This is a genomic window from Microbacterium telephonicum, from assembly GCF_003651225.1.
Classification (GTDB): Bacteria; Actinomycetota; Actinomycetes; order Actinomycetales; family Microbacteriaceae; genus Microbacterium; species Microbacterium telephonicum.
Genome location: NZ_RCDB01000002.1, coordinates 128,501 through 152,680, shown reverse-complemented (window position 1 = coordinate 152,680; position 24,180 = coordinate 128,501). Strand labels below are relative to the sequence as shown.

Sequence of the window (24,180 nt, the reverse complement as noted above, 5' to 3'; positions counted from 1 at the left end):
GGTTCAGTCTAGAACTGGATGCGGGGCGGCTCCGAGATCGCGACACCGCCGGTGACCTCGAAGAACTCGCGCTCCGTGAAGCCCAAGCGCCGGGCGAAAAGGTTGTTGGGAAACACCTTGATCTTCGTGTTCAGCTCCCGCACGCCGCCGTTGTAGAACCGGCGCGAGGCCTGGATCTTGTCCTCGGTGTCGACGACGGACTGCTGCAGCTGCAGGAAGTTCTGACTCGCCTGCAGCGCCGGATACGCCTCGGCGACGGCGAACAGCGACCGCAGCGCCTGCTGCATGTGTCCCTCCGCGACCCCCGCATCGGCGGGGCCCGACGCCGCGAGCGTCTCGGCGCGGGCGGTCGTGACGTTCTCGAACACGGCCTTCTCGTGCGCGGCGTAGCCCTTCACGGTCTCGATGAGGTTCGGCAGCAGGTCGGTACGGCGTTTGAGCTGGACCGTGATGTCGCTCCACGCTTCCTCCACACGCACGTGCAGTGCGACGAGGGAGTTGTAGGTGGCCCACAGGTAGATGCCGATGACCACGATCAGGGCCACGACGATGAGGACCGGGATCAGCCACTGCCATTCCATGAGTTCTCCTCGAGATCCTGCCCATCCTATCGGCGCCGGATGCCGTGCCTCCGGCCACGGCCGACACTTTCAGCCGTTCCCCACGTAGACCGTCCGCGCTACTCCCCCAGCACCCGATCGAGGTACGGGTTGCGGAACAGCCGGTCGGGGTCGAGCCGGTCGCGCAGCGCGGTGAAGTCGTCGAAGCGGGGATAGCGGGGACGCAGGGCGGCGGCGTCGAGGGTGTGGAGCTTGCCCCAGTGCGGTCGGCCGCCGAAATCGAGCATGACCTCCTCCACGGCCGCGAAATACTCCTCGTGCGGCGCGCGCCAGTAGCGGTGCACCGCGATGTAGCCCGTCGTCCGACCGTGGGCGGTCGACATCCACAGGTCGTCACCGGCGGCGACGCGCACCTCGACGGGGAACTCCACGCGCCACCCGTTCTCGTCGACGACGCGCTGCATGCCGCGGAAGGCATCCGCCAGGTGCTCCCGCGGGACGGCGTACTCCATCTCGCGGAAGCGCACGCCGCGGCTCGTGGCGAACACGCGGTGCGACGCGTCGGAGAACGCGCGGTCGCCCCAGACCTTCGCCGACAGCCGGTTGACGGTCGGGACGAGCGGCGGCGCGGCACGGCCGAGGCTGCAGACCGCCTGGTGCACGCCGTTACCGACGAGGTGGTCGTCGACGACGCGCGTGAGCAGCGACAGCGGCGACGTCGTGGCGTCGGCCGCCAGCCGCGTGTTGGTCTTCGTGAGGGCGACGTCTGTGTGAGGGAACCAGTAGAACTCGAAATGGTCGGCGTCCGCGCCGCGAGCATCGAGGTCGGCGACGACGTCGTCGAGCGGCTCGGGGCGCTCGAGCGCCGACAGCACGAAGGCGGGGACGCACTGCAGCGTCACCTCGACGAGGATGCCGAGCGCGCCGAGCCCCACCGCGACGGCGGGGAGCAGTTCCGGATTCTCGTCGTCGGCGATCCGCAGCAGCTCGCCGTCGGCGGTGACGAGCACCGCACCGACGACCTGCGTCGCGATGCCGCCGAAGCGCAGGCCGGTGCCGTGGGTGCCCGTCGAGATCGCTCCCGCGATCGACTGCCGGTCGATGTCGCCGAGGTTCGCCATCGCGAGACCGAACGGCGCCAGGAGCGCCGGAACTTGGTGCAGACGGGTGCCGGCCAGCATCCGCACGCGGGAGCGCTCCCGGTCGACGGCGACGATCCCCGACAGGTCGTCGAGTTCGAGCAGCACGCCCGGCGCGACGGCGATGCCGGTGAAGGAGTGCCCCGCGCCGACCGCCTTGACCGGGATCCCGCGGGCGGCCGCCGCCCGCACAGACCGGCGCACCGCCTCGACGGTGGTCGGATACTCCACGCGCTGCGGGCGCACCCTCTCGGTGCGCGCCCAGTTCTGCCACACACCGCCGGGACGCGTCACAGGAACGACTTCCCCTCGCCGCGATAGGTGGGACTCTCCCCCACCACCCGGTCGCCGGAGACGAGGTGGTAGCGGTCGACCCGCTCAGCGAGCTCCCCGCTCTTGGAGTGGCGGAACCAGACGCGGTCGCCGATCGAAAGCGCCCGGGCGGCCGCGCCCTGCAGCGGCGTCTGCACCTCGCCGGCGCCCTCGCGGTCGAGGGTGCGCAGCCCTTCCGGCCACGCCGGCAGCGGCTGACGGGAGTCCAGCGCCGGGCCGGATGCGATCCAGCCGCCGCCGAGCACCGTGACGATGTCGGGGGCCGGACGGCGCACGACCTCGAGCGCGAACGCCGCGGCCGGGGCGAGCGTGAACGCGCGGTAGCCGTCGAAGAGATGCCCGGCGAGCAGGCCGGAGCCGGCGGTGGTCTCGGTCACGGCGGTGTCGGCCGAGGTGTACTCCAGCGATCCGGTGCCGCCGCCGTTGACGAACTCGAGGTCGGCGACCTCGCGCAGCGCCGCGACGATCGCGCCGCGACGCTCCCGCAGCTCGTCGCCCGAACGCCGCTGCATCCAGCGGACGACGCCGTCGCCCGATCCGGTGTCGTCGGGCTGGCCCGCGATCTGCGCCTCGTACATCATGAGGCCGACCAGCGCGTATCCGGGCCGTGCGGCGATCGCACGCCCGAGGGCGGCGACCTCCGCGGGCTCGTGGACGGGAGAGCGACGCACCCCGAGGTGTCCGAGCACGGGCGCGCGCCACGACGCGTCGGCGTCGATCGCGACACGGATGACGGGCCGCGCCGCCGGCGGCGCGACGACGTCGAGCAGATCGAGCTGGGCGAGGTCGTCGACCATGAGCGTGATGCGCGCGGCCGCCCGCTCGTCGGCGGCGAGGGCAGCGAGGGCCGCCCGGTCGGCGGTCGGGTAGCCGAGCACGATGTCGTCGTGGTCTTCGGCGAGCCACAGCGCCTCGGGGAGGGTGAAGGCGAGGATCCCACGATAGCCCGGCAGCGCGAGCGCCGCGTCGAGCACCTCACGCACCCGGATCGACTTGCTCGCCACCCGGATCGGCACCCCGGCCGAGCGCACGATCATGTCGAGGGCGTTGTGCCGGAGGGCGTCGACGTCGATCGTCGCGACCGGCCCCGACAGATGCGCGATGGCGGCGGTACGCGCCTCCCACTGCTGCGGCGACGTCGGATCGGACGCGCTCGTGCGGGTGTCGGTGAGCAGATCGAGGCTCATGGACGCGGCCTTCCACGGGGCCCACTCGGGAGGTGGGCGGGGCTCCAGCCTAGGGCCGCGGCGACGCGATGAGAGGCCGCGTCGCACGGCGTTGGGACCGGAGGTCAGGTGGTGGCGGACTCGATCACGGTCGTCGGTGCGGCACGGCCGTCATGGAGCTCGACGATGCGGTCTGCGCGCTGCACGACGAGAGGGTCGTGCGTCGCGACGATCGCGGCGATCCCCTCCCCGTGCACGAGCTCGCCGATCAGCTCGATGACGGATGCCGCGGTGCGCGAATCGAGCTGGGCGGTGGGCTCGTCGGCGATGAGCACGCGCGGGCGGCCCACGATCGCGCGCGCGATGCCGACGCGTTGCTGCTGCCCGCCGGAGAGCTCGCCGGGTCGCTGCTGGGCATGACCGGCGAGGCCGACGAGCCGCAACGCATCGGTGACCCGCGCGTCGCGTTCGGCCGCGGGGACGCGCGCGATCCGCAACGGCAACTCGACGTTCTCGGCGGCCGAGAGCACCGGGATGAGTCCGAAGGACTGGAAGACGAAGCCGAGCCGCTCCCGACGCACCCGGGCGAGGGTGTCTTCGTCGAGCTCCGTCGCCTCGACGTCGTCGAACCAGACGGTCCCGGCGGTGGGGCGGTCGAGGGCGCCGAGCAGGTTGAGCAGCGTGGTCTTCCCCGCGCCGGAGGCACCGCGCACGACGACGAGCTCGCCGGCGTCGATGTCGATGTCGATGTCGGCGATCGCCGTGACATCGCCGGCGGTCGAGGGATAGACGCGGGTGAGGCCGCGGCCGCGCAGCGCGCTCATCGCTCCCCCTCCGCGTCGGGCCCGGCATCCGAGGGACGGCCCTCCTGAATGCGCCCCGGCCGCACCTCGACGCGGTCGGGTTCGAGCGAGAGGCGCACACGGTCGCGCAGGTCGAGGGCGGCGACGAACTCGTCGGGCAGTTGCAGGCGCCCGACGCGGTCGAGCACGGCGTACTCCTCGGCGACGTGGTGCTCGGCGCCGTGCTCGTCGGTGCGCGTCGAGCGCAGCACCTCGGTGGAGGTGCGCCCGTCGCGGATCTGCACGGTGCGGGCGACGTGCTCGGAGACGCCGGGATCGTGCGTGACGATGAGCGTCGTCACGCCGAGTGCGTGGTTGACGGCGCGCAGCGCCTCGAGCACGTGGGCGCTCGTGGTCTCGTCGAGTTCCCCCGTGGGCTCGTCGGCGAGCAGGACGCGAGGCTCGTTCGCGATGGCGACGGCGATGGCCACCCGCTGCTGCTCACCGCCGGACATCTCGCCCGGCCGGCGGTCGGCGCAGTGTGCGACCTCGAGCAGGTCGAGGAGCTCTGCCACGCGCGCGCGGCGAGCGGGGGTGCCCCGTGTGCGCCCCGCGACGGCGAGGGTGGCCGCGACGTTCTCGGCGGCCGAGAAGTACGGCAGAAGGTTGCGCGAGGTCTGCTGCCAGACGAATCCGACGCTGCGGCGGCGGAAGGCCACGCGCTCCTTCTCCTTCATCGTGAGCAGGTCGTGTCCCGCCACGCGCGCGACGCCGGCCGTCGGTTTGTCGAGGCTCGACAGGATCGACAGCAGCGTCGACTTGCCCGAGCCCGACGCACCGACGACGGCCACGAGCTCCCCCGGCTCGACCCGGAGGTTCAGGCCCTGCAGTGCCTGCACCTCCACGTCGGGTCCGGTGCCGGTGGCTACGCGGAAGATGCGCACCAGGTCGGTGCAGAGGATGTCGGCGTCGGATGCGGCGGATGCCATGGATCTATCCTTCCTCGACCGTCCGCAACGCACCGGCGGCGCGCACACGGCGGGACACGAACAGAGCGAGCGTGGTGCTCAGAGCCGAAAGGGCGAGGAACCCACCCAGGGTGACTGCGAGCACGGCGGGGTCGATGACGTAGGCCGGCGCGATGGACGACCCCGTGAACGGCCGCAGGTCGACGGCGGCCATCATGACGAGGGGGACGAGTGCACCGAACACGGTGCCGGTGACCAGCGCCGCCACGACCGGTGGGCACACCTCCCACAGGGTGAGGGCGGTGCCGGCGCGGCGCGGCGCTCCGAGGGTGCGCAGCAGGGCGACCGTGCGGGCTCGGGCGCCGGCGGCGAGGGTCAGGGTCATCGCCAGCGCGAGAGCGCCCAGCAGCGCCGCGGATGCCGTCGCCGCCAGCAGTGCGACGCGCACACCCTGCGCCGCAGGACCGCCGGAAAGGCGGGAGGCGACGTCGGTGGCGGTGTCGACGCGGACGGTGGGGCCGAGCAGGTCGAGCAGTCCGGCGCGCACCGTGTCGGCATCCGCGGTCTCGTCGAGACGCAGCAGCAGGACGCGATCGCTGGGATCGCGGCCGAGCACCGTGTCGGCGGCCGACACGTCGATCGCGGCCCAGTTCTCGCGGGAGCCGATCGGGACCGGCCCGCGCGTGATGCCGCTCACGCGCGCGTCGGCGCCGTCGAGGTGGAGGTCGGTCTCGCCGTCGATCGTGTCGGCGAGGGCATCCGAGACGATCATCTCGACGGGGTCGTCACCGGGGGCGAGAGCGGTGCCGGGCGGCAGCATTCCGGGTCCGTCGCCCTGGACGCCCCGCAGCGCGGCGGCGTCGACGACGAACACGGACGTGGCTTTGCGCACCCCGGCGACGTCGACGGTCGCCGAGACGAGCCCGGAGATGCCGGTCGCCGCCGCGACGCCGGGGAGTTCGCCGACCTGCACCAGCGTGTCGGGCGAGAAGGAGCCACCCGTCACGCGCATGTCCGCCCCGACCTGCGCGCGGGCGGCATCCGCAGTGCCCCGGTCGACGACCGACAGCAGTACGCCGGCCGAGACGGCGACCGAGACGCCGACGGTGAGCGCGAGCACGGGGGTGAGCCCGATCGCCGGCTCGCGGAGGGCGCGCGCAGCGCCGAGGAAGGCGTTCAGCCCCGCGCCGGCCCGGGCGCGTCGCCAGAGCGCGCGCAGCGGCAGCGGGTAGAGGCGCAGCGTGAGCAGGCAGGCGGCGAGGGCGATCAGCAGCGGCGTCGCCGCGAGCAGAACGTCGACGCCGTCGCTGTAGCCGCGCAGCAACAGCAGCGCGACGGCGACGGCCGCGAGCACGCAGACGGCACCCTCGAGGATCGTACGCAGGCGGGAGCGGCGGCGGCCGAGGTCGGCGCGCGGCAGCCGCTCGGCGGCGGTCGGCGCGAGCACCCACAGGATGACCAGCGGGGCGAAGGCGAGCAGCGCCGTGGGTACGAGGGCGGCCGCGAGGGTACCGGCCGTAGGGACGGCGCTCGCCCACGCGGCACCGAGGACGATCGCGACGGCGGCGCCGACGATCGCGGCGACGGGACCGACGATCACCCCCTCGGCGGCCAGCAGCCCGCGCAGCTGCGCGATCGAGGCACCCCGGGCCGACAGCAGGCGTAGCGCCGGCCGGCGGCCTTCGAGGATGAGTCGGCAGCCGAGCACGACCACGGCGACGGCGACGCCCGCCGGTCCTGCCACGAGCATGGCGAGCAGAGCGTTGGTGGCAGTCTGCTGGGCGAGGGCGGTCTCGATCTGACCGGCGATGTCGGCTTCGAAGCGCAGTCCGAGGATGCCCCACCCGTCGGCCTGCGTGCCGATCGTGTGGGAGACCGCGGTGAGCCCGCGCAGGCTGGCGGCGACCTCGGCCGCGTCGGCGGCGTCGATCGCGTCGGCGTCGAGCGGGAACCAGACGGTCGTGGCGAGCTCTTGGTTGATGTAGTTGGCGAAGGCGAGAGCGCCGGGATGTGCAAAGGCGGTGGCCTTCACAGCGCGCGCACGGTTGCCGTCGTCGTCGATCTGCGGGTCGATGATCGACGGCGCATGCTGCCAGAAGCCCTCTGCTGGATCGGTCGCGCGGAAGATGCCACTGAGGGTGAGGGAGACGACGGCGCCATAGGCGGCGACGGTGCGGGTTTCGCCGACCGTCCAGCCGAGTTCGTCGGCGGACTGCTCCGAGAGCATGATCTGAATGGGTGGCACCTCCGCCGACACTTCCGACATCGCGGGCGGGGTGGAGGGCACGCTGCCCTCGACGATCTCGACGTGGCGCTCGGCATCCGGCGAGAACGCCAAGGCGATCTCCCGCGTCGGCGCGAGATACATCATCCCGGTGCGGGTGACCGTCTGCGCGGGACCGAGAAGGTCGGGAAGAGGCGCCTCGGCGGAGTCGCGGATGCCGTCGATCTGGTCGTTCCAGCGCGCCCAGACGACGTCGGTTTCCGGCGTGCTCGTCACGCCGACCGTCTGCGGTCCTCCGGCGGGATCGGCGACCACGTCGCGCTCCGTGACGGCCAGCGAGGCGAGACGGTCGCGCATCGCCGCGTCGGCGAGCACGCCGAGCGCGAGCGGCGCGGCCGTCGCCAGCAGCGACAGGACGAGCACGAGCGCGGCGACGATCCCGACCGCCCCGCTGCGGGAGCGCAGGTGGTGGGCGACGAGCGAGCCTGTCGAGACGCGGGAGGTCATCGGCTCTCCTCCCCCACGAGCGCCGCGCGGCTCGAGCGGCCGACGGCGAAGGCGGAGAGCACGACGACGGCCGCGAGACCCGCGGCGAGCACCCCGAGGGTCGTGAGCATCGCGACGCCGTCGATCGCCCACGTGGTTGCGGAGGCGAGGACACCGGGCGTGGTGGCACGGACGAGGTTCGGAACGACGAGCGCGGCGGTGAGCAGGCCCACGCCCGCGCCGAGCACGAGGGCGGCGGCGAACAGCGCCGACAGTTCGGCCGCCCGCATCCGCGCCTGCGTGCCGGCGGTGAGCCCGAGGGCGCGCAGCACCCCCAGCTCGGCTCGGCGGGCACCGGCGAGGGTGCGCACGATCGCGAGGGCGGCGAGGAGGGCGAGCAGCACGGCGCCGGCGGTCGCGATCTGCCAGGCGGGCACCATAGCGCCGACGACGGCGGCCGCGGTGGACGGGGTCGCCGTCAAGACGGGCCGGTCGCCGAGCGCCGCGCTCAGCTGCGGGGCCGCGGCCGGATCGCCGGTTGCCCAGACGGAGTTCGCGGGGGTGATCGTCGGGTCGCGCTGGAGCTGCGATGCCAACAGGCTGTCGAGCCCCGTGGTGAAGGCGAGGGGTCCCGCCGCGCCGGGGACGTCGTCGACGAGCGCGGCGATGACGACCGCACCACGTCGGCCGGTGCCTTCGTAGCGGAATTCGAAGACGTCGCCCACGCTGAGTCCGAGGCGCTGGGCGAGCACGGTCGAGACGGTCGCCGCGACGGGGAGCGCTCCGGCGTCGGGGTCGTCTACGGCGGACCACGCGAGCGCGGCGTCGGGGTGAGCACCGCCGATCGTGGTGGAACCGTCGACGGCCAGCGCAGTCGCGCCGACCGCGGTGACGTCGGTGAGCGCGATGTCGACGGTGCGGCCGAGGTAGTTCGTCGGCGCGGCTGCGGCGATCGCCAGCAGCGACCAAGGGCCGTCTCCCTCGGGAAGGGGCGCGGTCGCGGTGACGGTGAGCGTGCCGTCGGGGACGATGGCGACGGCGCCGTCGAGGGTGACGCTGATCGGGGTGCCGACGCCGTCGAGCAGGAGTGCCGAGAGCGTCACCGAGGGGAAGATGGGAGCGCTGCCGTCGGCGGTGGACGGATCCGACAGCGTCGCGGCGACGCCGATGCCGGTGGCGCCGTCGCCGAGCGGTACCGGGGTCGCCGAGGCCGTGGCCTCATCCACGGATGCGGGCCCCGCATCCGGTGACGTGGTCGGGGCGACGAGTTCGGCGGCGATCGTGCCGATCTCGGTCTGCGCGACGAGCGCGGGGACGGCGGCGTCGATTCCGGGGACGCCGGCCGCTGCGGTGAGGTCGCGCGGGCGTGCGGGCTGCGGGGCGAGGTCGACGCGCAGGTCGGAGCCGGAACGGAGCGCGGCGGATGCCGTCGCGGCGCCCCGCCAGGTGGCGGTGTAGGAGGCGGCGAAGGCGACCTGCGCGGCGACGAGGGAGACGAGCAGCACCGCGACGGCGGAGGTGCCGATGCGACGTGCGATCTGACGGGCGGGCAGCGCCGGCACGACACCTCGGGCTCGCCCGGCGATCAGAGCGGCGACGGGTGCGGCGGCGCCGACGACGGCGAGGGCGAGGACGGCCGCGGCGGCGAGGACGACGGCGGGGGCGAACGCGACGACGGGGTCGGCACCGCCGGGGCGGGCGGCGGGGAGTTGCCAGATCACGAGCGCGGCGGCGGCGAGCACCACGATGACGAGGGCGCCGGTCGTGAGGCGCGCCCCGCGCGCCGTGGCGGACGCGCGCGCGGCGCGGCGTAGGGCGAGAAGCAGGATGAGCGCGAGCGCGGTCGCCGTGCCGATGCCGATCGGCCAGGAGGCGAGGGCCGTGAGAGGAGTCGCGCCGGTGAGGGGCGCGACGAGAGCACCGAGCGGGATGCCGAGGAGGGCGCCGACGACGCCGACGGCGAGGGACTCGGCGCCGTCCAGGCCCCAGGCTTGCGAGCGGGAGGCGCCGCGTGCGCGGAGGGTGAGTGTCTCGTGCTCGCGGGCGGCCGTCAGGAGCCGGGCGATCTGTGCGACGGCGGTGCCGCCGAGCAGGGCGACGAGCAGCCAGAGCGCCGGCGCTGAGGCGGCGAGGGCGCGCTCCCCCTGGGCGAGACCTGCGGCGAACTCGTCGGCGGGCACTCCGGCCGGCGGGTCGGCGGAGGCTGCGGCGACAGCCGCGCCGAGTGCCGCCTGCACGAGGATGACAGTGGCGACGGCGACCGCGACGGTCGCGGATGCGGCGGCGAGCAGCCCGAGGCGCAGGCGCGCGCGTTTCCAGACCAGCGTCGCGGTGGCGAGCCCGGACTCGGGCGTCGCCGGCCGGCGTGGGTGCATGCGCGCGATCCTCCGCCGGTGAGTGGACGGGCACGATGCACCGCCGACGCCAGCCTATGCGACCCCCGACCGTGCACCGTCGAGCACCCGCCCGGTCGTTGAGCGACGAGCTTCGCGACGAGTCGACCGGAAGTTCCGGTCGTTGAGTGAGGAGCGCAGCGACGAGTCGAAACGCCCCAGACCTCGACGGTGTTGGTGGGTGCGCGGGTTTCGATACGCGCGCTGCGCGCGCTACTCAACCACCGGAGGCCGGGGCGTCCCCTTCCGGTCGTTGAGCGAGGAGCACAGCGACGAGTCGAAACGCCCCGGACCTCGGCGGTGTTGGTGGGTGCGCGGGTTTCGATACGCGCGCTGCGCGCGCTTCAACCACCGGAAGGCGAAGACCCCCCGGTCGTTGAGCGAGGAGCGCAGCGACGAGTCGAAACGCCCCAGACCTCGACGGTGTTGGTGGGTGCGCGGGTTTCGATACGCGCGCTGTGCGCGCTACTCAACCACCGGTGGGTGCGGGGCGTCAGAAGGGTGCCGGCTCGAGGGATTCGGCGCTGGCGGGTGGGGTGGCAGGGGTGAAGGTCACGGGAGGCATGGGGGCGTCTTCGCGGTAGGTTCTGCCGAGGGGTGAGGTCCATTCCAGGACGCCACCCGGGTGTTGTCGGACCCGCCACCGGGTGAACTGCTTCATCGAGTGATGCCGTTGGCACAGGTGAGCGAGGTTGCCGAGGGTGGTGGGGCCGCCGAGGGCGTGGTCGATGGTGTGGTCGATCTCGCAACGGATCGCCGCCCTCCGGCACCCCGGGAACCGGCAATGCTGATCCCTCGCCCGAAGGAACCGGCGCTGGGACCAAGCGGGACGGTACGCGTCGATCGCGACCACCGACCCACGCACCGGATCCGTCAACAACCTCGTCAACGACGGGGACCGCGCGGCAAGACACCGAGCCGTGTCCGCATCGATCGGAGAACGCCCCACCAGATCAGCCGGACCCTCATCCACACCCACCAACGTGAGCGCCGGGACGACCACCTGCACCTGCGCGCGAATCGCACCCAACGTCCCGGGCTGGTCACCGGTCGCCGTCGGATCCAAAGCCGGCGTCCCGGCGAGGAGCAGGTCGGTGAGCACGTCGGCGCGGACGGCGTCGATCCCGCGCTCGTCACCATCACCCGGGTCGCGGGCATCGACCACGGCCTGCGCCTGCTGAGTCAGCCGGTCGAGGATCCCGTCACCGATCACCGTGGGGACGGTGGCGACCACGTCGCACATCCCGTCACGTCCCGGGAACACCCGCACGCACCGGGCCGCGGCGGCGTCTTGGTGACGTTCGGTGAACGTGCGGTCGGTGAACCGTTCCGCGAGGAGCTGCAGGATTGGGCGGAGACGGTTCGGCGTACGGCCCTCGCACTGGGTGATCGCTTCGGCCTCGAACTCCGGGCGGCGAGACGCGGGCACGACGTCACCGGCATCCGTGATCACCTGCACCTGACCCTTCGTGATTGCACCCGACTCCCACGCAGTAAGCGTCGCCGGGTACATCTCGACCAGGGTCCGGGCGTCCCCGATCCTCGCCTGCACGGTGCGATCCGTCACGTGCAGCACGCCACCGATCTCGGCGGCGATGGACCGCAGCGCCATGTCGTGTTCCCGCACCCGCAGAGGGGAACCGGCAGTCTGGGCGTCGGCGAGCTGACCGGCACGGGCCAGTAGGCGTACCTCCGCGATCTGTGCCTGACGAAGCTCGACCGCGTTCGTTTCGAAGCCCGCGATGATCGCGCCCAGGACAGTGAGATCGTCCTCCAGGGTGGTGATCTTCGTGAACTTCGACATGCTCTGATTCTCCCACCACCCTCGGACATTGATTCGAATGTTCGAGAGGGTCGTGGAGAACTCGACGGCGTCGCGCGCCAGCATCCGATGCCGGGTTCGGCGGGTTTCGATACGCGCGCTGCGCGCGCTACTCAACCACCGGAATGGGCACCGCCCGTTGCATCCGCTACTCAACCAACGGGAGGGGACTACCGCCGCTCAGCGGGCGGGGGCGCGGAGGGCGGTGATCATCCCGCGGAGGGCCGTGCGCACCGATGCCTGATCCTCCGGCGACAGGCCGGCCAGCATCCGCACCTCGATGGCGCGGACCGCGCGACTCGCATCATCCAAGCTCCGACGCCCACGCGGCGTCAATCGCGTGGGCAGCGACCGCCCAGTCGCCGCCTCCTTGTCACGCGCGACGAATCCGTCGCGCTCAAGGCTGTGCAGCAGCACGTTCATCGACTGGCGCGTCACGAACGCCCCGCGCGCAAGCTCGGAGTTGGACAGTCCCGCCCGCTGCGCGAGCAATTCGAGGCACGAGTAGTGCGTGATCGTCATCCCGAACGGATGCAGCGCCTCCTCCATCGCCAGGCGCAGCGCGCTCGATGCCTCCTTGAGGAGATATCCCAATGACGTCGGCAGGTCGATCTGCTCATCTTGACCCATGTCAGTATTCTGACATACTGATTGTTGTCAGATAACTGACATTCATCCGAGGAGACCCCATGCCCGTCACCGGCCCCGACTTCATCTCTCTCCAGGTGCGCGATCTCGACGCCTCCCAGGCGTTCTACGAGCGCTATCTCGGACTCGTCTGCTCCCCCGCCGGACCGCCCCACGCCGTCGTGTTCACCACGACACCGATCTCCTTCGCGTTGCGCGAGATCGTCGCGGGTACCGAACTCGCCTCGGCTCAGCATCCCGGAGTCGGCGCTGCCGTCTGGATGCACGCGACCGACGTGCAGCAGATCCACGACACGCTCGTCGCCGACGGCCACACGATCGCGATGGACCCGATCGACGGCCCGTTCGGCCGCACGTTCACACTCGTCGACCCCGATGGGTACCGGATCACCCTGCACGACCGCGCCTGAGCAGGGGTCGACGGGTTTCGATACGCCGGCTTCGCCGGCTACTCAACCACCGGAGGGCGCGGCACCGAAGCCGTCAGCGCTCGGCGCCGAGGCGGTGGGGTGTCACCGTGATCCGCACGCGGGCACCGGCGCCGAGCAGCTGTCGCGAGACCTCGGGCACCGGCTTCTCCCCCACCCACTCTTCCGCGACGTCCGGGGCGAGGTCGCGCAGTTCGTCCTGGTCGTGCGGCTCCCAGTCGCGCAGAGCGGAGGGCACCACGCTCGTCCAGGTCGCCCAGGCCCGCGGCGCGCGACCCTCCGCGCCGGGCTGGATGTCGACGAGCAGCGAGTCCTGCCAGTCCTCGGTCTGCTCGAGATGGTCGGTGAACGAGAACAGTCCGCCCGGCTCCTCCCGGATCGACAGCAGCCGCAGCCGCAAGGCGTGGCGCAACGTCGGCACGAGGGTCTCCCCGACGGTCGGACGCGGCGCCCGGGACGACAGGAAGGTCGTCAGCAGCGGCTGCGGCGTGTCGATGGAGTCCTCGATCGAGCGTCGCTCGACGAGCACGGGGCACAGGTGCGCGGCGCTCTGCTCGTGCACGAGCACGGGCAACCCGCGGATCGCGACGCCGACGTCGAGCTGGAATTCGACGTCGGCATCCGCTCCCCGTCCGACGTCCAGGCCCCAGAGTTCGACGGTCACCTTGAGGTCGCCGAAGAGGAACCGCTGCAGATTCTGGTATCCCTCTTCGGAGTTGACGATGCCGTAACGGCCGCTGTGGCTTCGGTGCACGACGGCGCGGTTGGCGTCTTTGACGGCGGCGCGGTCGATCTGCACGAGTCCGTCGCTGCGGGCCCCGACGAGCTTCGACGAGAGCCCCATCGCGACGTCGTAGTCCTGCGGGTTGGATCCGACGAGGCAGAAGATGCGCTCGACGGGAAAGCCGTCCGCCGGCATCTCGGTGGCATCGAACCCGTCGGGCGCCGAGGACCCCGGGGCGACTCCGGGCGTGAGGTACTCGTGCATCCGGTCGGGTCCGAAGATGTCGGCTCCCTGGATGCCGGTCGCGTCGCGGATCTTCTCCAGCAGACCGAAGCCCATCGCGAACGCGATGCCGCCGTGCGGGGTCGCGTAGGTGAAGACCCGCGCGACGTAGCGCGTCGCCGCCGCGGGATCGAAGGGCTCGCCCTCGCCGCGCACGGCCTCGGGGATGACCCGCTGCACGGCGCACCGACTGACGAGCCCTCCCATGGAGTGCGCGACGAGCATCACCTGCGGCGCGCCGGTGCGGTCGAGCACGAGACGGATGAGCGCGAACAGGTCGGCGGCGGCGCACTCGAGTGAGAACGCCTCGCGGTGATCCGAGAACGTGGATGCCGAGATGTCGTAGAACCGGTGGATCCACACGGTCGCGGCGGGGATCGACCCGCTCGCGGCCCGCTCGAGGAACAGCTGCTGACTGCCGTGCACCGGCACGGTGTAGCCGTGGTCGGAGATGAGTCGCAGCATGGGCGACTCGAACTGGTGGAATCGCGGCTCGCCGGTACGGTCGGACCGCACGTGCACCGACCCCTGACTGAAGCCGTAGAACGGATCGTCGACGGCGGAGTCGATCTGGGAGGCGCTCCCCGCGAAACCCCGCACATAGATGATCGGCAGCCGTCCGTCGCCGTCGTACGTCATCCGCGCCCCCCAGCGTCCGATGTCACCCGCAGCCCGGCGCGGCACGGATGCTGCCCGTCGCGGCCGGTGTCGCCTCGGACGGTACTCCCGGTCGCAGCGGTGCGTCAACGGCTCCGGCGAAGCGGCTGGTACCCCCGGTCGGACTCGAACCGACACTGAAGCGATTTTAAGTCGCCTGCCTCTGCCATTGGGCTACGGGGGCGGATACGCGAAGGCCCGGCATCCGACGGATCGGATCCGGGCCCAGCGTAGCGTGCGTCAGTTCGCGGCGACCTTGTCGGCCTTGTCGGCCTTCGCGCCGGCGACCGGGGCGTTCTCGCCCACGACGCTCTTCGGGTCGATGGCGGGAGCGGCCTCGGGGGCGGGAGCGGCCGGGCGCGGACGCGCGGCGAACTCCTCGAACACGTAGCGCGGGTTCTGCACGGTCTGCAGCGACACGTTGTCGCGGTTCAGCCAGAAGTTGTGCCACCAGTCGCCGATCACGCGCCACTTGCGCTCCCACGACGGCATGGCCAGGCCGTGGTAGCCGCGGTGCGCGACCCAGGCGAAGAAGCCCTTGATCGAGAGCTTGCCCGACTGGAAGACACCGTTGTACAGGCCGAGGCCGGCCACGGCGCCCAGGTTGTGGTGCACGTACTCGCGCGGCAGCTCGTCGCGGAGCACCGCGACGAGGTTCTTCGCCAGCAGCTTCGCCTGACGCACGGCGTGCTGCGCGTTGGGCACGCAGTATCCGCCGACGCCGGCACCGGTGAGGTCGGGGACGGCCGAGACGTCACCGGCGGCCCAGGCGCCCTCGACGACCTCTTCGGCCGTGCCGACGCGCAGGTCGGGGCGGGTGCGGATGCGGCCGCGCTCCTCGACGGGAAGGTCGCCGCCGCGCACGACGGTGGGGTTGGCCATGACGCCCGCGGTCCAGACGATGAGGTCGCTCGGGATGGTCTCGCCGGTCGACAGCTCGACGTTGCCGTCGATCGCGCCGGTGACCTGCGTGTCGAGGTGCACGTACGCGCCGCGCTTGGCGAGCGACTTGAGCACCCACTCGCTCGTCTTCAGCGACACCTCGGGCATGATGCGGCTCATCGCCTCGATGAGGTGGAAGTGCGTGTCGTCGAACGTGAGCTGCGGGTAGTCCTTCAGCAGCGACGAGGCGAGTGCACGCATCTCGGCGAACACCTCGATGCCGGCGAAGCCGCCGCCGACGACGACGACGGTCAGCAGACGGTCGCGCTCGGGGCCGGCCGGCAGATTGGCGGCGCGGTCGAAGTTCGTGAGGATGCGGTCGCGGATCGCGACGGCCTCTTCGATCGTCTTCAGGCCGATCGCGTTGTCGGCGATGCCCGGGATCGGGAAGGTGCGCGAGACGGCGCCGGCGGTGACGACGATCTGGTCGTAGGACTCCTGCCACGGCTCGCCGTCGGCGGGCGTGATGGTGGCGGTCTTCGTCGCGTGGTTGATGCCCGTGACCTTCGCCGTGACGACGCGGGTCTTCTTCAGGTGGCGACGCAGGCCCACGATGACGTGGCGGGCCTCGATCTCACCCGCGGCGACCTCGGGAAGGAACGGCTGGTACGTCATGTACGGCAGCGGGTCGACGATGGTGACCTCGGCCTCGCCCTTGCGCAGGTGCTTCTCGAGCTTCCAGGCCGTGTAGAAACCGGCGTAGCCACCGCCGACGATGAGGATCTTGGGCACGGTGGTGCCGGTCACGGTGTCAGTCACAGGCGGAAGAGCTCCTTGATTCAACGACTCGACGTGCTAGAGGCGCGCGTCGATCTGATACGCCGGGCAGCTGCAGTGACGCCGAGCGCAACCATTATAGCCGCGACCGTGCCCCCGAGGAGCGGCACCGTGCCGTACACCAGGGTCTCCCGGGTCGGAAGCAGCGGTGACTGCGGCTTGGGGGCGGGGGCAGCATCCGGCAGCGGCGGCGGGATGTACGGCGTCACCGTCGGCTGCGGCACCGACGGCGCCTGCGCGCGACGGTTGAGACGGATCCACTCCTCGAGGCTGCCCATCGGGTTCGCCGTCACGGCCGACACCGAGGCGCCCACCGCGGCTGCGGCGTCGACGAGTCCGTAGCCGTACAGCGGACCCGGCACGGAGGTCTGACCGGCGGCGGGCTTGGCGGTGCGGATGATGCGGTTGATGACGTTCGCGGCGTCGAGGTCGGGATGAGCGGAGCGCACGAGCGCGGCGATGCCGGCGACGATCGGCGCCGCGCCGCTGGTGCCCTCCCAGACGACGAGCTGACCGTCGGCCGAGACACCGAGCAGTTCCTCGCTCGGCGCGCTCACGCCGATCGTGATTCCCTGGGTCGAGGCCTCGACGCTCGCGGCGCCCGCGCGGTCGACGCCCGCGACGGTGAGCACGCCGGGAATGGTCGACGGCGCGCCGACCTCGTCGGTGCCGCTGCCCTTGTTGCCCGCGGCGACGATGACGACGACGTCGTGCTGGAACGCGTAGAGGAACGCCTCGTCCCAGCTCTGGTCCCACGTGAGGGTGTTGGTCGTGAACGACAGGTTGATCACGTCGGCGCCGTTGTCGACGGCCCACCGCATCGCGTCGGCCACCTGCTCCACGAACGGGACGGATGCCGCCGCGCCGAAGCCGATCGACGCCGACAGCAAGTTCGCCTCCGGCGCGACGCCGATCATGCCGGTGTCGACTCCGGTGCCGCGTGAGGCGGCGAGCGAGGCCACCCACGATCCGTGGTTGGCGTCGACCGCGCCGACCGGCTTGCGACCGTCGGACGAGCCGGTGCCCGAGAAGTCCTTGCCGCCCACGACGCCGCCGAACTCGACGGGTCCGCGTGCGATGCCGGTGTCGATCACGGCGATCGTCGTGCCCGCACCGCGGGTGGTCTGCCAGGCGGTGCGGATGCCGTAGTCGTCGAGCCAGTACTCCGCGGCGCGCGCGGGGTCGGCGGGGGCGTCGACGGTCACCGGTGCGGGCGAGGCGGCCGGCGCGACGGGGACGGCCGGGGCGGTCTCGGGCAGCGGCGCGGCGACGGCGGCGGACCCGCCGAGGATCACCGAGACGCCGACCGCGGCGACGACCGCGGTGCGCGTGAGCGCGAGCCTCACGCGTCGCTTTCCGGCGCGGGCGCGGCGCCGCGCGGGTTCGCGCACGTGCACCGCTCGGGCGACCAGGTCGAGCGCTCGAGGGCGAGGTCGCCGATCGGGTTGACTCCCGCACCGGCGGCGAGGGCGTGTCCAGCGAGGGCATGCAGGCACTTCACGCGGGTGGGCATCCCACCGGCGGAGATGCCGTCGATCTCGGGCACCTCGCCGTAGACGGCGCGGTCGGCGAGGTAGCTCTCGTGCGCGGCGCGGTAGGCGGCCGCCACGTCGTCGTCGTCGAGCAGCGCCGCGAGCTCGGGCATGACATGCCCGGCCTCGAGCGCCGACATCGCCGCCGTCGCGCCGGGATGGGTCAGGTAGTAGAACGTCGGGAAGGGCGTGCCGTCGGGCAGACGCGGTTCGGTGGCCACGACGGTCGGGTTGCCGCACGCGCACCGCGCGGCGACGCCCACGACGCCGCGCATGGGGCGTCCGAGCTGTTCGCGCATCACCGCGAGGTCGTCGTCGGTGGCTGGGGTGAGGGTGACCGTGGACACCGCTCCAGGCTACCGGGCCGCCCTGATGGGTCGCCGTGCGGGTCGCTCGACGGAGGTGGACCGTCGCCGCGGTGACGGCGGGGAGGTCGGGTCAGCCGGCATCCGTCGCCGTGCGGGTGAGGCCGGCGACGGTGAGCGAGCGCACGAACTGCGACATCCAGTCGTTGCGGGTCTCCTCGACCTCGTCGCTGACGGGTGCCTGCTCGGCGGGAACGGCGGTGACCGGCAGGTCGTCGTCGACGAGGTAGACCACCTCACCGGGGCGCACGTAGTACAGGCGCTCCCGCGCCTGCGAGGTGACGTAGGCGGGATCGGCCCAGCGGTCGCGCTGCTGCTCGAGTTGGGCGACCTCGTCGGTGGTCACCTGCACGGAGTTCTCGAGCGCGGCGATCTGCTGCCGCTGACCCAGATAGGTGCCGAAGGTGGGCACGAGCACGAACGCGGCCAGCACGACGAGTCCGAGCATGATGCCGGTGAACGCGGTGAAGCGCAGTCCGCCGACCCAGTCGCGCACGTCGACACGGCCGGTGCGCGGCGCGCGGGTGCGGCCTGCGGCGCCTGCCCGGGAGCGGGAAGAGGGACCCGTCGATTCCATCGCGGGTCCCCCTTCCTTACAGCGTGTGCGTGCGCTCAGCCCTTGAAGCGGGGGAACGCCTTGCGGCCGATGAACTCCGCCGCGTCACCGAGCTCTTCTTCGATGCGCAGAAGCTGATTGTACTTCGCGACCCGCTCGCTGCGAGCGGGCGCGCCGCTCTTGATCTGGCCCGAGTTGACCGCGACGACGAGGTCGGCGATGGTCGTGTCCTCGGTCTCGCCCGAGCGGTGCGAGAACATCGTCGTGAAGCCCGAGCGGTGCGCGAGCTCGACGGCGTCGAGGGTCTCGGTGAGCGAACCGATCTGGTTCACCTTCACGAGCAGCGAGTTGGCGACGCCGAGCTCGATGCCCTTGGCCAGGCGGCTCGGGTTCGTGACGAACAGGTCGTCCCCGACGAGCTGCACCTTCGAGCCGATGGCGTCGGTCAGCGCCTTCCAGGCGTCCCAGTCGTCCTCGGCGAGGGCGTCTTCGATCGTGACGATCGGGAAGTCCTCGACCAGCTTGGCGAAGTAGTCGGTGAGCTCCTCGGCCGACCACGGCTTGCCCTCGACGGTGTAGACGCCGTCCTTGAAGAACTCGGTCGCGGCGACGTCGAGGCCGACACCGACATCCTTGCCGGGCGTGAAGCCGGCCTTCTCGATCGCCTTCATGAGGAACTCGAGGCCCTCGCGGTTGCTGGGCAGGTCGGGGGCGAAGCCGCCCTCGTCGCCGAGACCGGTCGCGTAGCCCGCCGACTTCAGCTCGCCCTTGAGGACGTGGTAGACCTCGGTGCCCCAGCGCAGTGCCTCGGAGAACGAGTCGGCACCGTAGGGCGCGAGGAAGAACTCCTGGAAGTCGATGCCGTTGTCGGCGTGCTCGCCGCCGTTGATGACGTTGAACAGCGGAACGGGCAGCACGTGCGCGTTCGGGCCGCCGAGGTAGCGGAACAGCGGCAGGTCGGCGCTGTCGGCGGCGGCCTTGGCGACGGCGAGCGAGACGCCGAGGATGGCGTTCGCGCCGCAGCGGGACTTGTTCTCGGTGCCGTCGGTCGCGATGAGGATCTCGTCGACGACGCGCTGCTCGGCGGGGTCGATGCCCTCGATGGCGGGGCCGAGCTCGTCGATGACCGCGTTCACGGCCTTCAGCACGCCCTTGCCGCCGTAGCGGGACTTGTCGCCGTCGCGCAGCTCGTACGCCTCGAACGCGCCGGTCGATGCGCCCGAGGGGACGGCCGCGCGCTGGACGATGCCGTCGTCGAGCAGCACCTCCACCTCGACGGTCGGGTTGCCGCGAGAGTCGAGGATCTCGCGTGCGCCTACTGCCTCGATAAGTGCCACTGGGGAACTCCTTGCTTGGTGGAGGTTGGATCAGGGAACATCGTCGGTCCGTGTTCGAGCATAGTGACCCGACCGCCCCGTCCACAGGGTCGTGACCGGATCAAACGACCATCGCGAGGGCCACGCCGTCCCACCCTTTGGCGTCGAGTGTCTGCAGCGCCGTCGCGTCGAAGCGGGGGTCGGATGCCAGCATCCGCAGTCCGCGGCGGGTGCCGTCGATCTGAGGGCTCTCGTCGGACTCGTCGGCGACGCATCCGGCGCGTCCGACGTTGTCGACGACGACCACCGTCCCGGGCCTGCCCAGCCGCGCCGCCCAATCGAGGTAGAGGGTGTTCGACTCCTTGTCGGCGTCGATGAAGACGAGGTCGAAGGGCGCCTCGCCCTCCAGCGTCGGGAGCACGTGCTCGGCGCGTCCGACACGGATGTCGACCTTCTCCCCCACACCGGCCCGGTCGATGCTGGCGCGGGCGACGGCGGCGTTGGCCGGCTCCGCCTCGATCGTCACGACGCGACCGCCCTCCGGCACCGCGCGGGCGAGCCAGATCGTCGAGTAGCCGCCGAGAGTGCCGATCTCGAGCACCCGCCGGGCACCGGCGATGCGGGCCAGCAGATGCAGGAACTTGCCGTTCACCGGCGCCACCTCGATCGCCGGCATTCCGGCGGCGGCCTGGTCGTGCACGGCCTGCTCGAGCGCGTCGTCGTGACCGACCAGGGTGTCGGCGAACCACCGGTCGAGGCGCTGCCAGTCGGCGGGGGTCGGATCGGTCACGCCCGCACCGCCTCGACGACGGCCGCGACCCGTCGCTCCCGCGTCTCGGGCCGCTTGGCCTCGGTCACCGAACGGGCGTGCTCCTTGCGATGCGAATAGGCGAGGGCGTCGAACGCCTCGCGCAGGCCCGGCTCGGCGGCGAGAGCGGCGGCGAGGTCGTCGGGAACCTCGACGACCCGTTCGGCGACGTCGAGGGCGACGTCGGCTTCGACCTCGGAGTCCATCTCGACGCCGAGCTGCGCCCGGGCCGCTTTCGAGAGCCCGATGACGTTGCGACCGTCCATGACGCCCAGACGCAGTCGGGCGCTGCGCCCGCCGATCGTGACGAGCACCGCCGCGCGCTTGCCACCGCCGAGGGCGTCGACCTCGGCATCCGTGAGCTCGAGGGCGGCCGCGGGGCCGAAGGGCACGAGGGCGCGCGAGAGATGGAGGCTCATGCCCCGATCATGCCGCGGGCGGCGCCGGCCGCGCATCCCCCTCGACGACACGGGCGCGCAGGGCCTCGAGCACCGCGGCGCCCGTGGCGGCGTCGGCGACGGTCACCGTGAACGTGCGCTCTCCACGGCGTTCCACGCGGATGCCGGGCCCGGTGCGCAGCACGACGCCGAACCCGCCGCCGGGCACCCAGCGCAGTCCCCAGCCACCGAACTCCGCGAAGGGGTTCACGTCGACGGCCGCCACCTTCTCGATCTCGGACAGCGGGATGTGCACCCGCGGGAATCCGACGACCGAGGTGACGCTCAGCCCCGTCGCGTCGACGCGCACGTGGAAGGCGAGCGTCGTCGCGACGAGCGCCGCGAGCACGAGCGTCACGGCGACCAGCACGACGGAGGCCGCCGGATCGGGCACCGCGACGAGCGTCACGATCGTCATCACGACCATGAGCGCGACCGCGGCGCCCAGGATGATCGCTCCCGACCGGGCGATCTGCACCCGCTGCAGCCACACCACCTGCTCGGTCGGGGCGAGTGCAAGGTGTGCCTCGGGTAGCGGCGGGCTCGGCACGAACGGCTCGTGCGGCTGCAGCATCCACCCGGCGGTGGCCGCAGCGACCCCCGCGACGAGGGCGCCCGCGAGCGCCCAGCCCACACCCGGGCCGTCGGCGGCGTCGGCTAGCCCGGCCTGCATCGCGAGCGTCGCGGCGCCGAGCACCGACATCAGCGTCGCGAGGCCGAGCGCGGTCGCCCCCAGCATCCGGTACGCGAAGCCGCGGTCACCGCGACGCAGCCCGCCGAGCACCGACGCGGCGATCAGCAGCGGCAGTCCGAGGCCCGCGAGCAGCGTGAGCAGCAGGCTCGACCACGCCGGCGCAAACCGGTCGGGCGAACCGTCGAGGCCCCAATGCACGGCGACGGGATCCGGCAGCGACGGCAACACCGCGAGCTGCACGACGAGCGAGAGCGCCACGACGATGATCGGCAGCACGACGGCGACCAGCGTGAAGCGGCGGACGGCGAGCGGGGAGCGGGCGGTCATGTCGGATCCTCCTCGGGATGCGGGGCGGTGGGTGTTGCGGGGGCGCTGAGTGCGGCCGAGGTCTGCGCGATGTGGCGCACGAGCGCCGCGAACGCGTCAGGCGAGAGTCCCGCCTCGCGGGCGCGGGAGGCGAGGGCCGCGACGTCGTCGTGCAGCTCTGCCAGACGCGCGGCCGCCGGGGCGACCACGGCGCCCCGGCCGCGGTGCATGTGCACGAGCCCTTCGTCACGCAGCTGCTGGTACGCGTGGAGCACGGTGTGGAGGTTCACCTCCAGCGCCGCCGCGACCTCGCGCGCCGAGGGGAGCCGCTCGCCCGGGACGATCCGCCCCGCGACGAGGTCGGCGCGCACCGCGTCCGCCAGCTGGGTGAACAGCGGGATCGGAGACTGCGGATCGAGACGGAAGAGCACGCGTCTATTCTATAACAACTAGAACAGTTGGCGCCGGTCCACAAACGACGTGCGGATGCGGACTGCCCCGGCCACACTGGCGCGATGCGCATGACCCCCCGACGACTCGCGATCGGCATGAGCCTGTGGATCCCGAACCTGTGCGCCGGCATCCGTGTGCGGCGCTTCTCGGAGGACTGGACGGAGGCGACCGTCGAGCTGCACGTCAACCTGCTGACCCGCAACTACGTCAAGACGGCCTTCGGCGGGTCGATGTCGGCGATGACCGATCCGTACTTCTTCATGCTCGTGATGCACCAGCTCGGACGCGACTACGTGGTGTGGGACACGCGCGGCGAGATCGAATTCGTCAAGCCCGGGCGCGGCGTGCTGACCGCGCATTTCGCGGTGCCGGCGGCCAAGGCGGCGGAGCTGCGCGAGCGCGCCCGCGGCGGCGCGAAGGTACTCGAATGGTTCGAGACCGACATCACGGATGCCGGCGGCGACGTCGTCGCCCGCGTGCGGCGCGAGGTCTACGTGCGCGAGAAGCGCCGCGTCACCGAGGCCACCGCCTGACTCAGCGCGCGGCGAGAGCGCTCAGCGCCACGGGGACGAGCGCGTCGGCGGTGCGGCGGTACCCGGCGGCGCTCGGGTGGAACCGGTCGATCGCGAACATCTCGTCGGGCTGGGCGAGGAAGAACGGGCCCACGGCGCGCCGCAGCGACACCGGGTGCGCGCCGTGCGCGAGCGCCGCCTCGGTCTGCACGGCCGCGAGGCGGCGTGACAGCCGCCCGACGACCGTGCGCAGCGGCTGAGGCACCGCGCGCAGGGCGCCGAGGTCGGGACAGGTGCCGACGACGACCGCGACGTTCCTCTCGCGCAGGCGGTCGATCGCCTCGGACAGCTGCGCGGCCGACCGCGTCGACGGGATGCGGTGCGTCACGTCGTTGCCGCCGACGATCACGATCGCGACATCCGGCGTGTAGGCGTCGGGAAGGGCATCGAGCTGCCCCGCGAGAGCCGAGGTCTCCGAGCCGACGACGGCGGCGGTGCGCAGGCGTACGGGCCTGCCGAGCTTGCGCGCGAGCCCCTTGGCGACACGGGCGCCGAGCGTCTCCTTGCGGTGACCGGCGCCGAGCCCGGCGGCGATCGAATCGCCGAGCAGCAGCAGATCCAGCGGTTGACCGGGGAGCTTCCCGCGCCAGACCCGGTCGGCGACGAGGGCGTCCTCCCCCAGCGGCTTGCCGATGCGCCGACGCGCGATGCGCGCCTGATGGCGCAGCGCGACGCTCGAGGCCACGACGGCGGCGCCCGCCGCGCCCGCGAGCACGGCGGCGGTGAGGATGCCGCTGCGGGTGCTGCCGCGGCGGCGCTTCGTGCGGCCCACGCCCCGATCGCACACGGTCGGCGTGAACGGTCGGTGAA

Annotated in this window: 22 protein-coding genes and 1 tRNA gene; 2 read left to right on the top strand and 21 right to left on the bottom strand. The window is 72.2% G+C overall.

Annotation, left to right across the window (positions count from 1 at the left end):
* Positions 1–8 precede the first annotated feature (8 nt).
* The 9 genes from C7474_RS05670 to C7474_RS05630 all read right to left on the bottom strand — a co-directional run bounded on the left by C7474_RS05670 (position 9) and on the right by C7474_RS05630 (position 12,503).
* Positions 9–581, bottom strand: coding sequence for a LemA family protein (locus tag C7474_RS05670; protein WP_121058022.1), 573 nt, complete (start codon positions 579–581; stop codon positions 9–11).
* A gap of 98 nt (positions 582–679) precedes the next feature.
* Positions 680–1,993, bottom strand: a complete 1,314-nt coding sequence (locus C7474_RS05665; RefSeq protein WP_121058021.1) for a D-arabinono-1,4-lactone oxidase — start codon at positions 1,991–1,993, stop codon at positions 680–682.
* Positions 1,990–3,219 carry an alanine racemase gene (locus C7474_RS05660; protein ID WP_121058020.1) on the bottom strand — a complete coding sequence of 410 codons (1,230 nt, stop codon included), beginning with the start codon at positions 3,217–3,219 and terminating at the stop codon, positions 1,990–1,992. The genes C7474_RS05665 and C7474_RS05660 overlap by 4 nt, the downstream gene beginning before the upstream one ends.
* A 104-nt stretch (positions 3,220–3,323) precedes the next feature.
* The gene (locus tag C7474_RS05655; protein ID WP_121058019.1) at positions 3,324–4,022 is read right to left on the bottom strand and encodes an ABC transporter ATP-binding protein; all 699 of its coding nucleotides are present in this window, start codon (positions 4,020–4,022) and stop codon (positions 3,324–3,326) included.
* On the bottom strand, positions 4,019–4,969 hold the full coding sequence (locus tag C7474_RS05650) for an ABC transporter ATP-binding protein (protein ID WP_121058018.1): 951 nt from the start codon (positions 4,967–4,969) through the stop codon (positions 4,019–4,021). Before C7474_RS05650 ends, C7474_RS05655 begins: the two co-directional genes overlap by 4 nt.
* A gap of 4 nt (positions 4,970–4,973) precedes the next feature.
* A complete protein-coding gene (locus C7474_RS05645; RefSeq protein ID WP_121058017.1) occupies positions 4,974–7,679 on the bottom strand; it encodes an FtsX-like permease family protein in 2,706 nt (901 codons plus the stop codon).
* Entirely contained in the window at positions 7,676–10,033 is a 2,358-nt protein-coding gene (locus tag C7474_RS05640; protein WP_121058016.1) for an FtsX-like permease family protein, read from the bottom strand. The genes C7474_RS05645 and C7474_RS05640 overlap by 4 nt, the downstream gene beginning before the upstream one ends.
* Before the next feature lie 511 nt (positions 10,034–10,544).
* Entirely contained in the window at positions 10,545–11,855 is a 1,311-nt protein-coding gene (locus tag C7474_RS05635) for an HNH endonuclease signature motif containing protein (protein ID WP_121058015.1), read from the bottom strand.
* A 198-nt stretch (positions 11,856–12,053) separates the two neighbouring features.
* Entirely contained in the window at positions 12,054–12,503 is a 450-nt protein-coding gene (locus tag C7474_RS05630; RefSeq protein ID WP_121058014.1) for a MarR family winged helix-turn-helix transcriptional regulator, read from the bottom strand.
* A 59-nt stretch (positions 12,504–12,562) separates the two neighbouring features.
* On the opposite strand from C7474_RS05630, the gene C7474_RS05625 reads away from it, so the two are divergent.
* Positions 12,563–12,931 (top strand): VOC family protein, encoded by a 369-nt coding sequence (locus C7474_RS05625; RefSeq protein ID WP_121058013.1) that lies wholly within the window; start codon positions 12,563–12,565, stop codon positions 12,929–12,931.
* Between the two features lie 73 nt (positions 12,932–13,004).
* Here C7474_RS05625 and C7474_RS05620 read toward each other — a convergent pair whose 3' ends face one another.
* From C7474_RS05620 to C7474_RS05570, 11 genes are all read right to left on the bottom strand, one after another.
* Positions 13,005–14,594, bottom strand: a complete 1,590-nt coding sequence (locus tag C7474_RS05620) for an esterase/lipase family protein (protein ID WP_121058012.1) — start codon at positions 14,592–14,594, stop codon at positions 13,005–13,007.
* Positions 14,595–14,720: 126 nt separating this feature from the next.
* A tRNA-Leu gene (locus C7474_RS05615) sits at positions 14,721–14,796 on the bottom strand.
* Between the two features lie 56 nt (positions 14,797–14,852).
* On the bottom strand, positions 14,853–16,286 hold the full coding sequence (locus C7474_RS05610) for an NAD(P)/FAD-dependent oxidoreductase (RefSeq protein ID WP_121059260.1): 1,434 nt from the start codon (positions 16,284–16,286) through the stop codon (positions 14,853–14,855).
* A gap of 47 nt (positions 16,287–16,333) precedes the next feature.
* On the bottom strand, positions 16,334–17,677 hold the full coding sequence (locus C7474_RS05605) for a S8 family serine peptidase (protein WP_241965135.1): 1,344 nt from the start codon (positions 17,675–17,677) through the stop codon (positions 16,334–16,336).
* Positions 17,674–18,162 carry a DUF501 domain-containing protein gene (locus C7474_RS05600; protein WP_121059256.1) on the bottom strand — a complete coding sequence of 163 codons (489 nt, stop codon included), beginning with the start codon at positions 18,160–18,162 and terminating at the stop codon, positions 17,674–17,676. Before C7474_RS05600 ends, C7474_RS05605 begins: the two co-directional genes overlap by 4 nt.
* Before the next feature lie 139 nt (positions 18,163–18,301).
* Positions 18,302–18,805: an FtsB family cell division protein gene (locus C7474_RS05595; RefSeq protein WP_121058011.1), complete on the bottom strand. Its 504-nt coding sequence runs from the start codon at positions 18,803–18,805 to the stop codon at positions 18,302–18,304.
* A 35-nt stretch (positions 18,806–18,840) separates the two neighbouring features.
* The gene (eno, locus tag C7474_RS05590; RefSeq protein ID WP_121058010.1) at positions 18,841–20,121 is read right to left on the bottom strand and encodes a phosphopyruvate hydratase; all 1,281 of its coding nucleotides are present in this window, start codon (positions 20,119–20,121) and stop codon (positions 18,841–18,843) included.
* A 100-nt stretch (positions 20,122–20,221) separates the two neighbouring features.
* Positions 20,222–20,890: an O-methyltransferase gene (locus tag C7474_RS05585; protein ID WP_241965134.1), complete on the bottom strand. Its 669-nt coding sequence runs from the start codon at positions 20,888–20,890 to the stop codon at positions 20,222–20,224.
* Positions 20,887–21,327, bottom strand: coding sequence for a YdeI/OmpD-associated family protein (locus C7474_RS05580; protein ID WP_121058009.1), 441 nt, complete (start codon positions 21,325–21,327; stop codon positions 20,887–20,889). Before C7474_RS05580 ends, C7474_RS05585 begins: the two co-directional genes overlap by 4 nt.
* A 7-nt stretch (positions 21,328–21,334) precedes the next feature.
* Positions 21,335–22,366 carry a DUF1648 domain-containing protein gene (locus tag C7474_RS05575; RefSeq protein ID WP_121058008.1) on the bottom strand — a complete coding sequence of 344 codons (1,032 nt, stop codon included), beginning with the start codon at positions 22,364–22,366 and terminating at the stop codon, positions 21,335–21,337.
* A complete protein-coding gene (locus C7474_RS05570; protein WP_121058007.1) occupies positions 22,363–22,776 on the bottom strand; it encodes a GntR family transcriptional regulator in 414 nt (137 codons plus the stop codon). Before C7474_RS05570 ends, C7474_RS05575 begins: the two co-directional genes overlap by 4 nt.
* A gap of 84 nt (positions 22,777–22,860) precedes the next feature.
* Here C7474_RS05570 and C7474_RS05565 point away from each other — a divergent pair, with 84 nt between their 5' ends.
* Positions 22,861–23,331 (top strand): DUF4442 domain-containing protein, encoded by a 471-nt coding sequence (locus C7474_RS05565; RefSeq protein ID WP_121058006.1) that lies wholly within the window; start codon positions 22,861–22,863, stop codon positions 23,329–23,331.
* A gap of 1 nt (position 23,332) precedes the next feature.
* Here C7474_RS05565 and C7474_RS05560 read toward each other — a convergent pair whose 3' ends face one another.
* Positions 23,333–24,142, bottom strand: coding sequence for an SGNH/GDSL hydrolase family protein (locus C7474_RS05560; protein WP_241965133.1), 810 nt, complete (start codon positions 24,140–24,142; stop codon positions 23,333–23,335).
* Between the last annotated feature and the right edge of the window lie 38 nt (positions 24,143–24,180).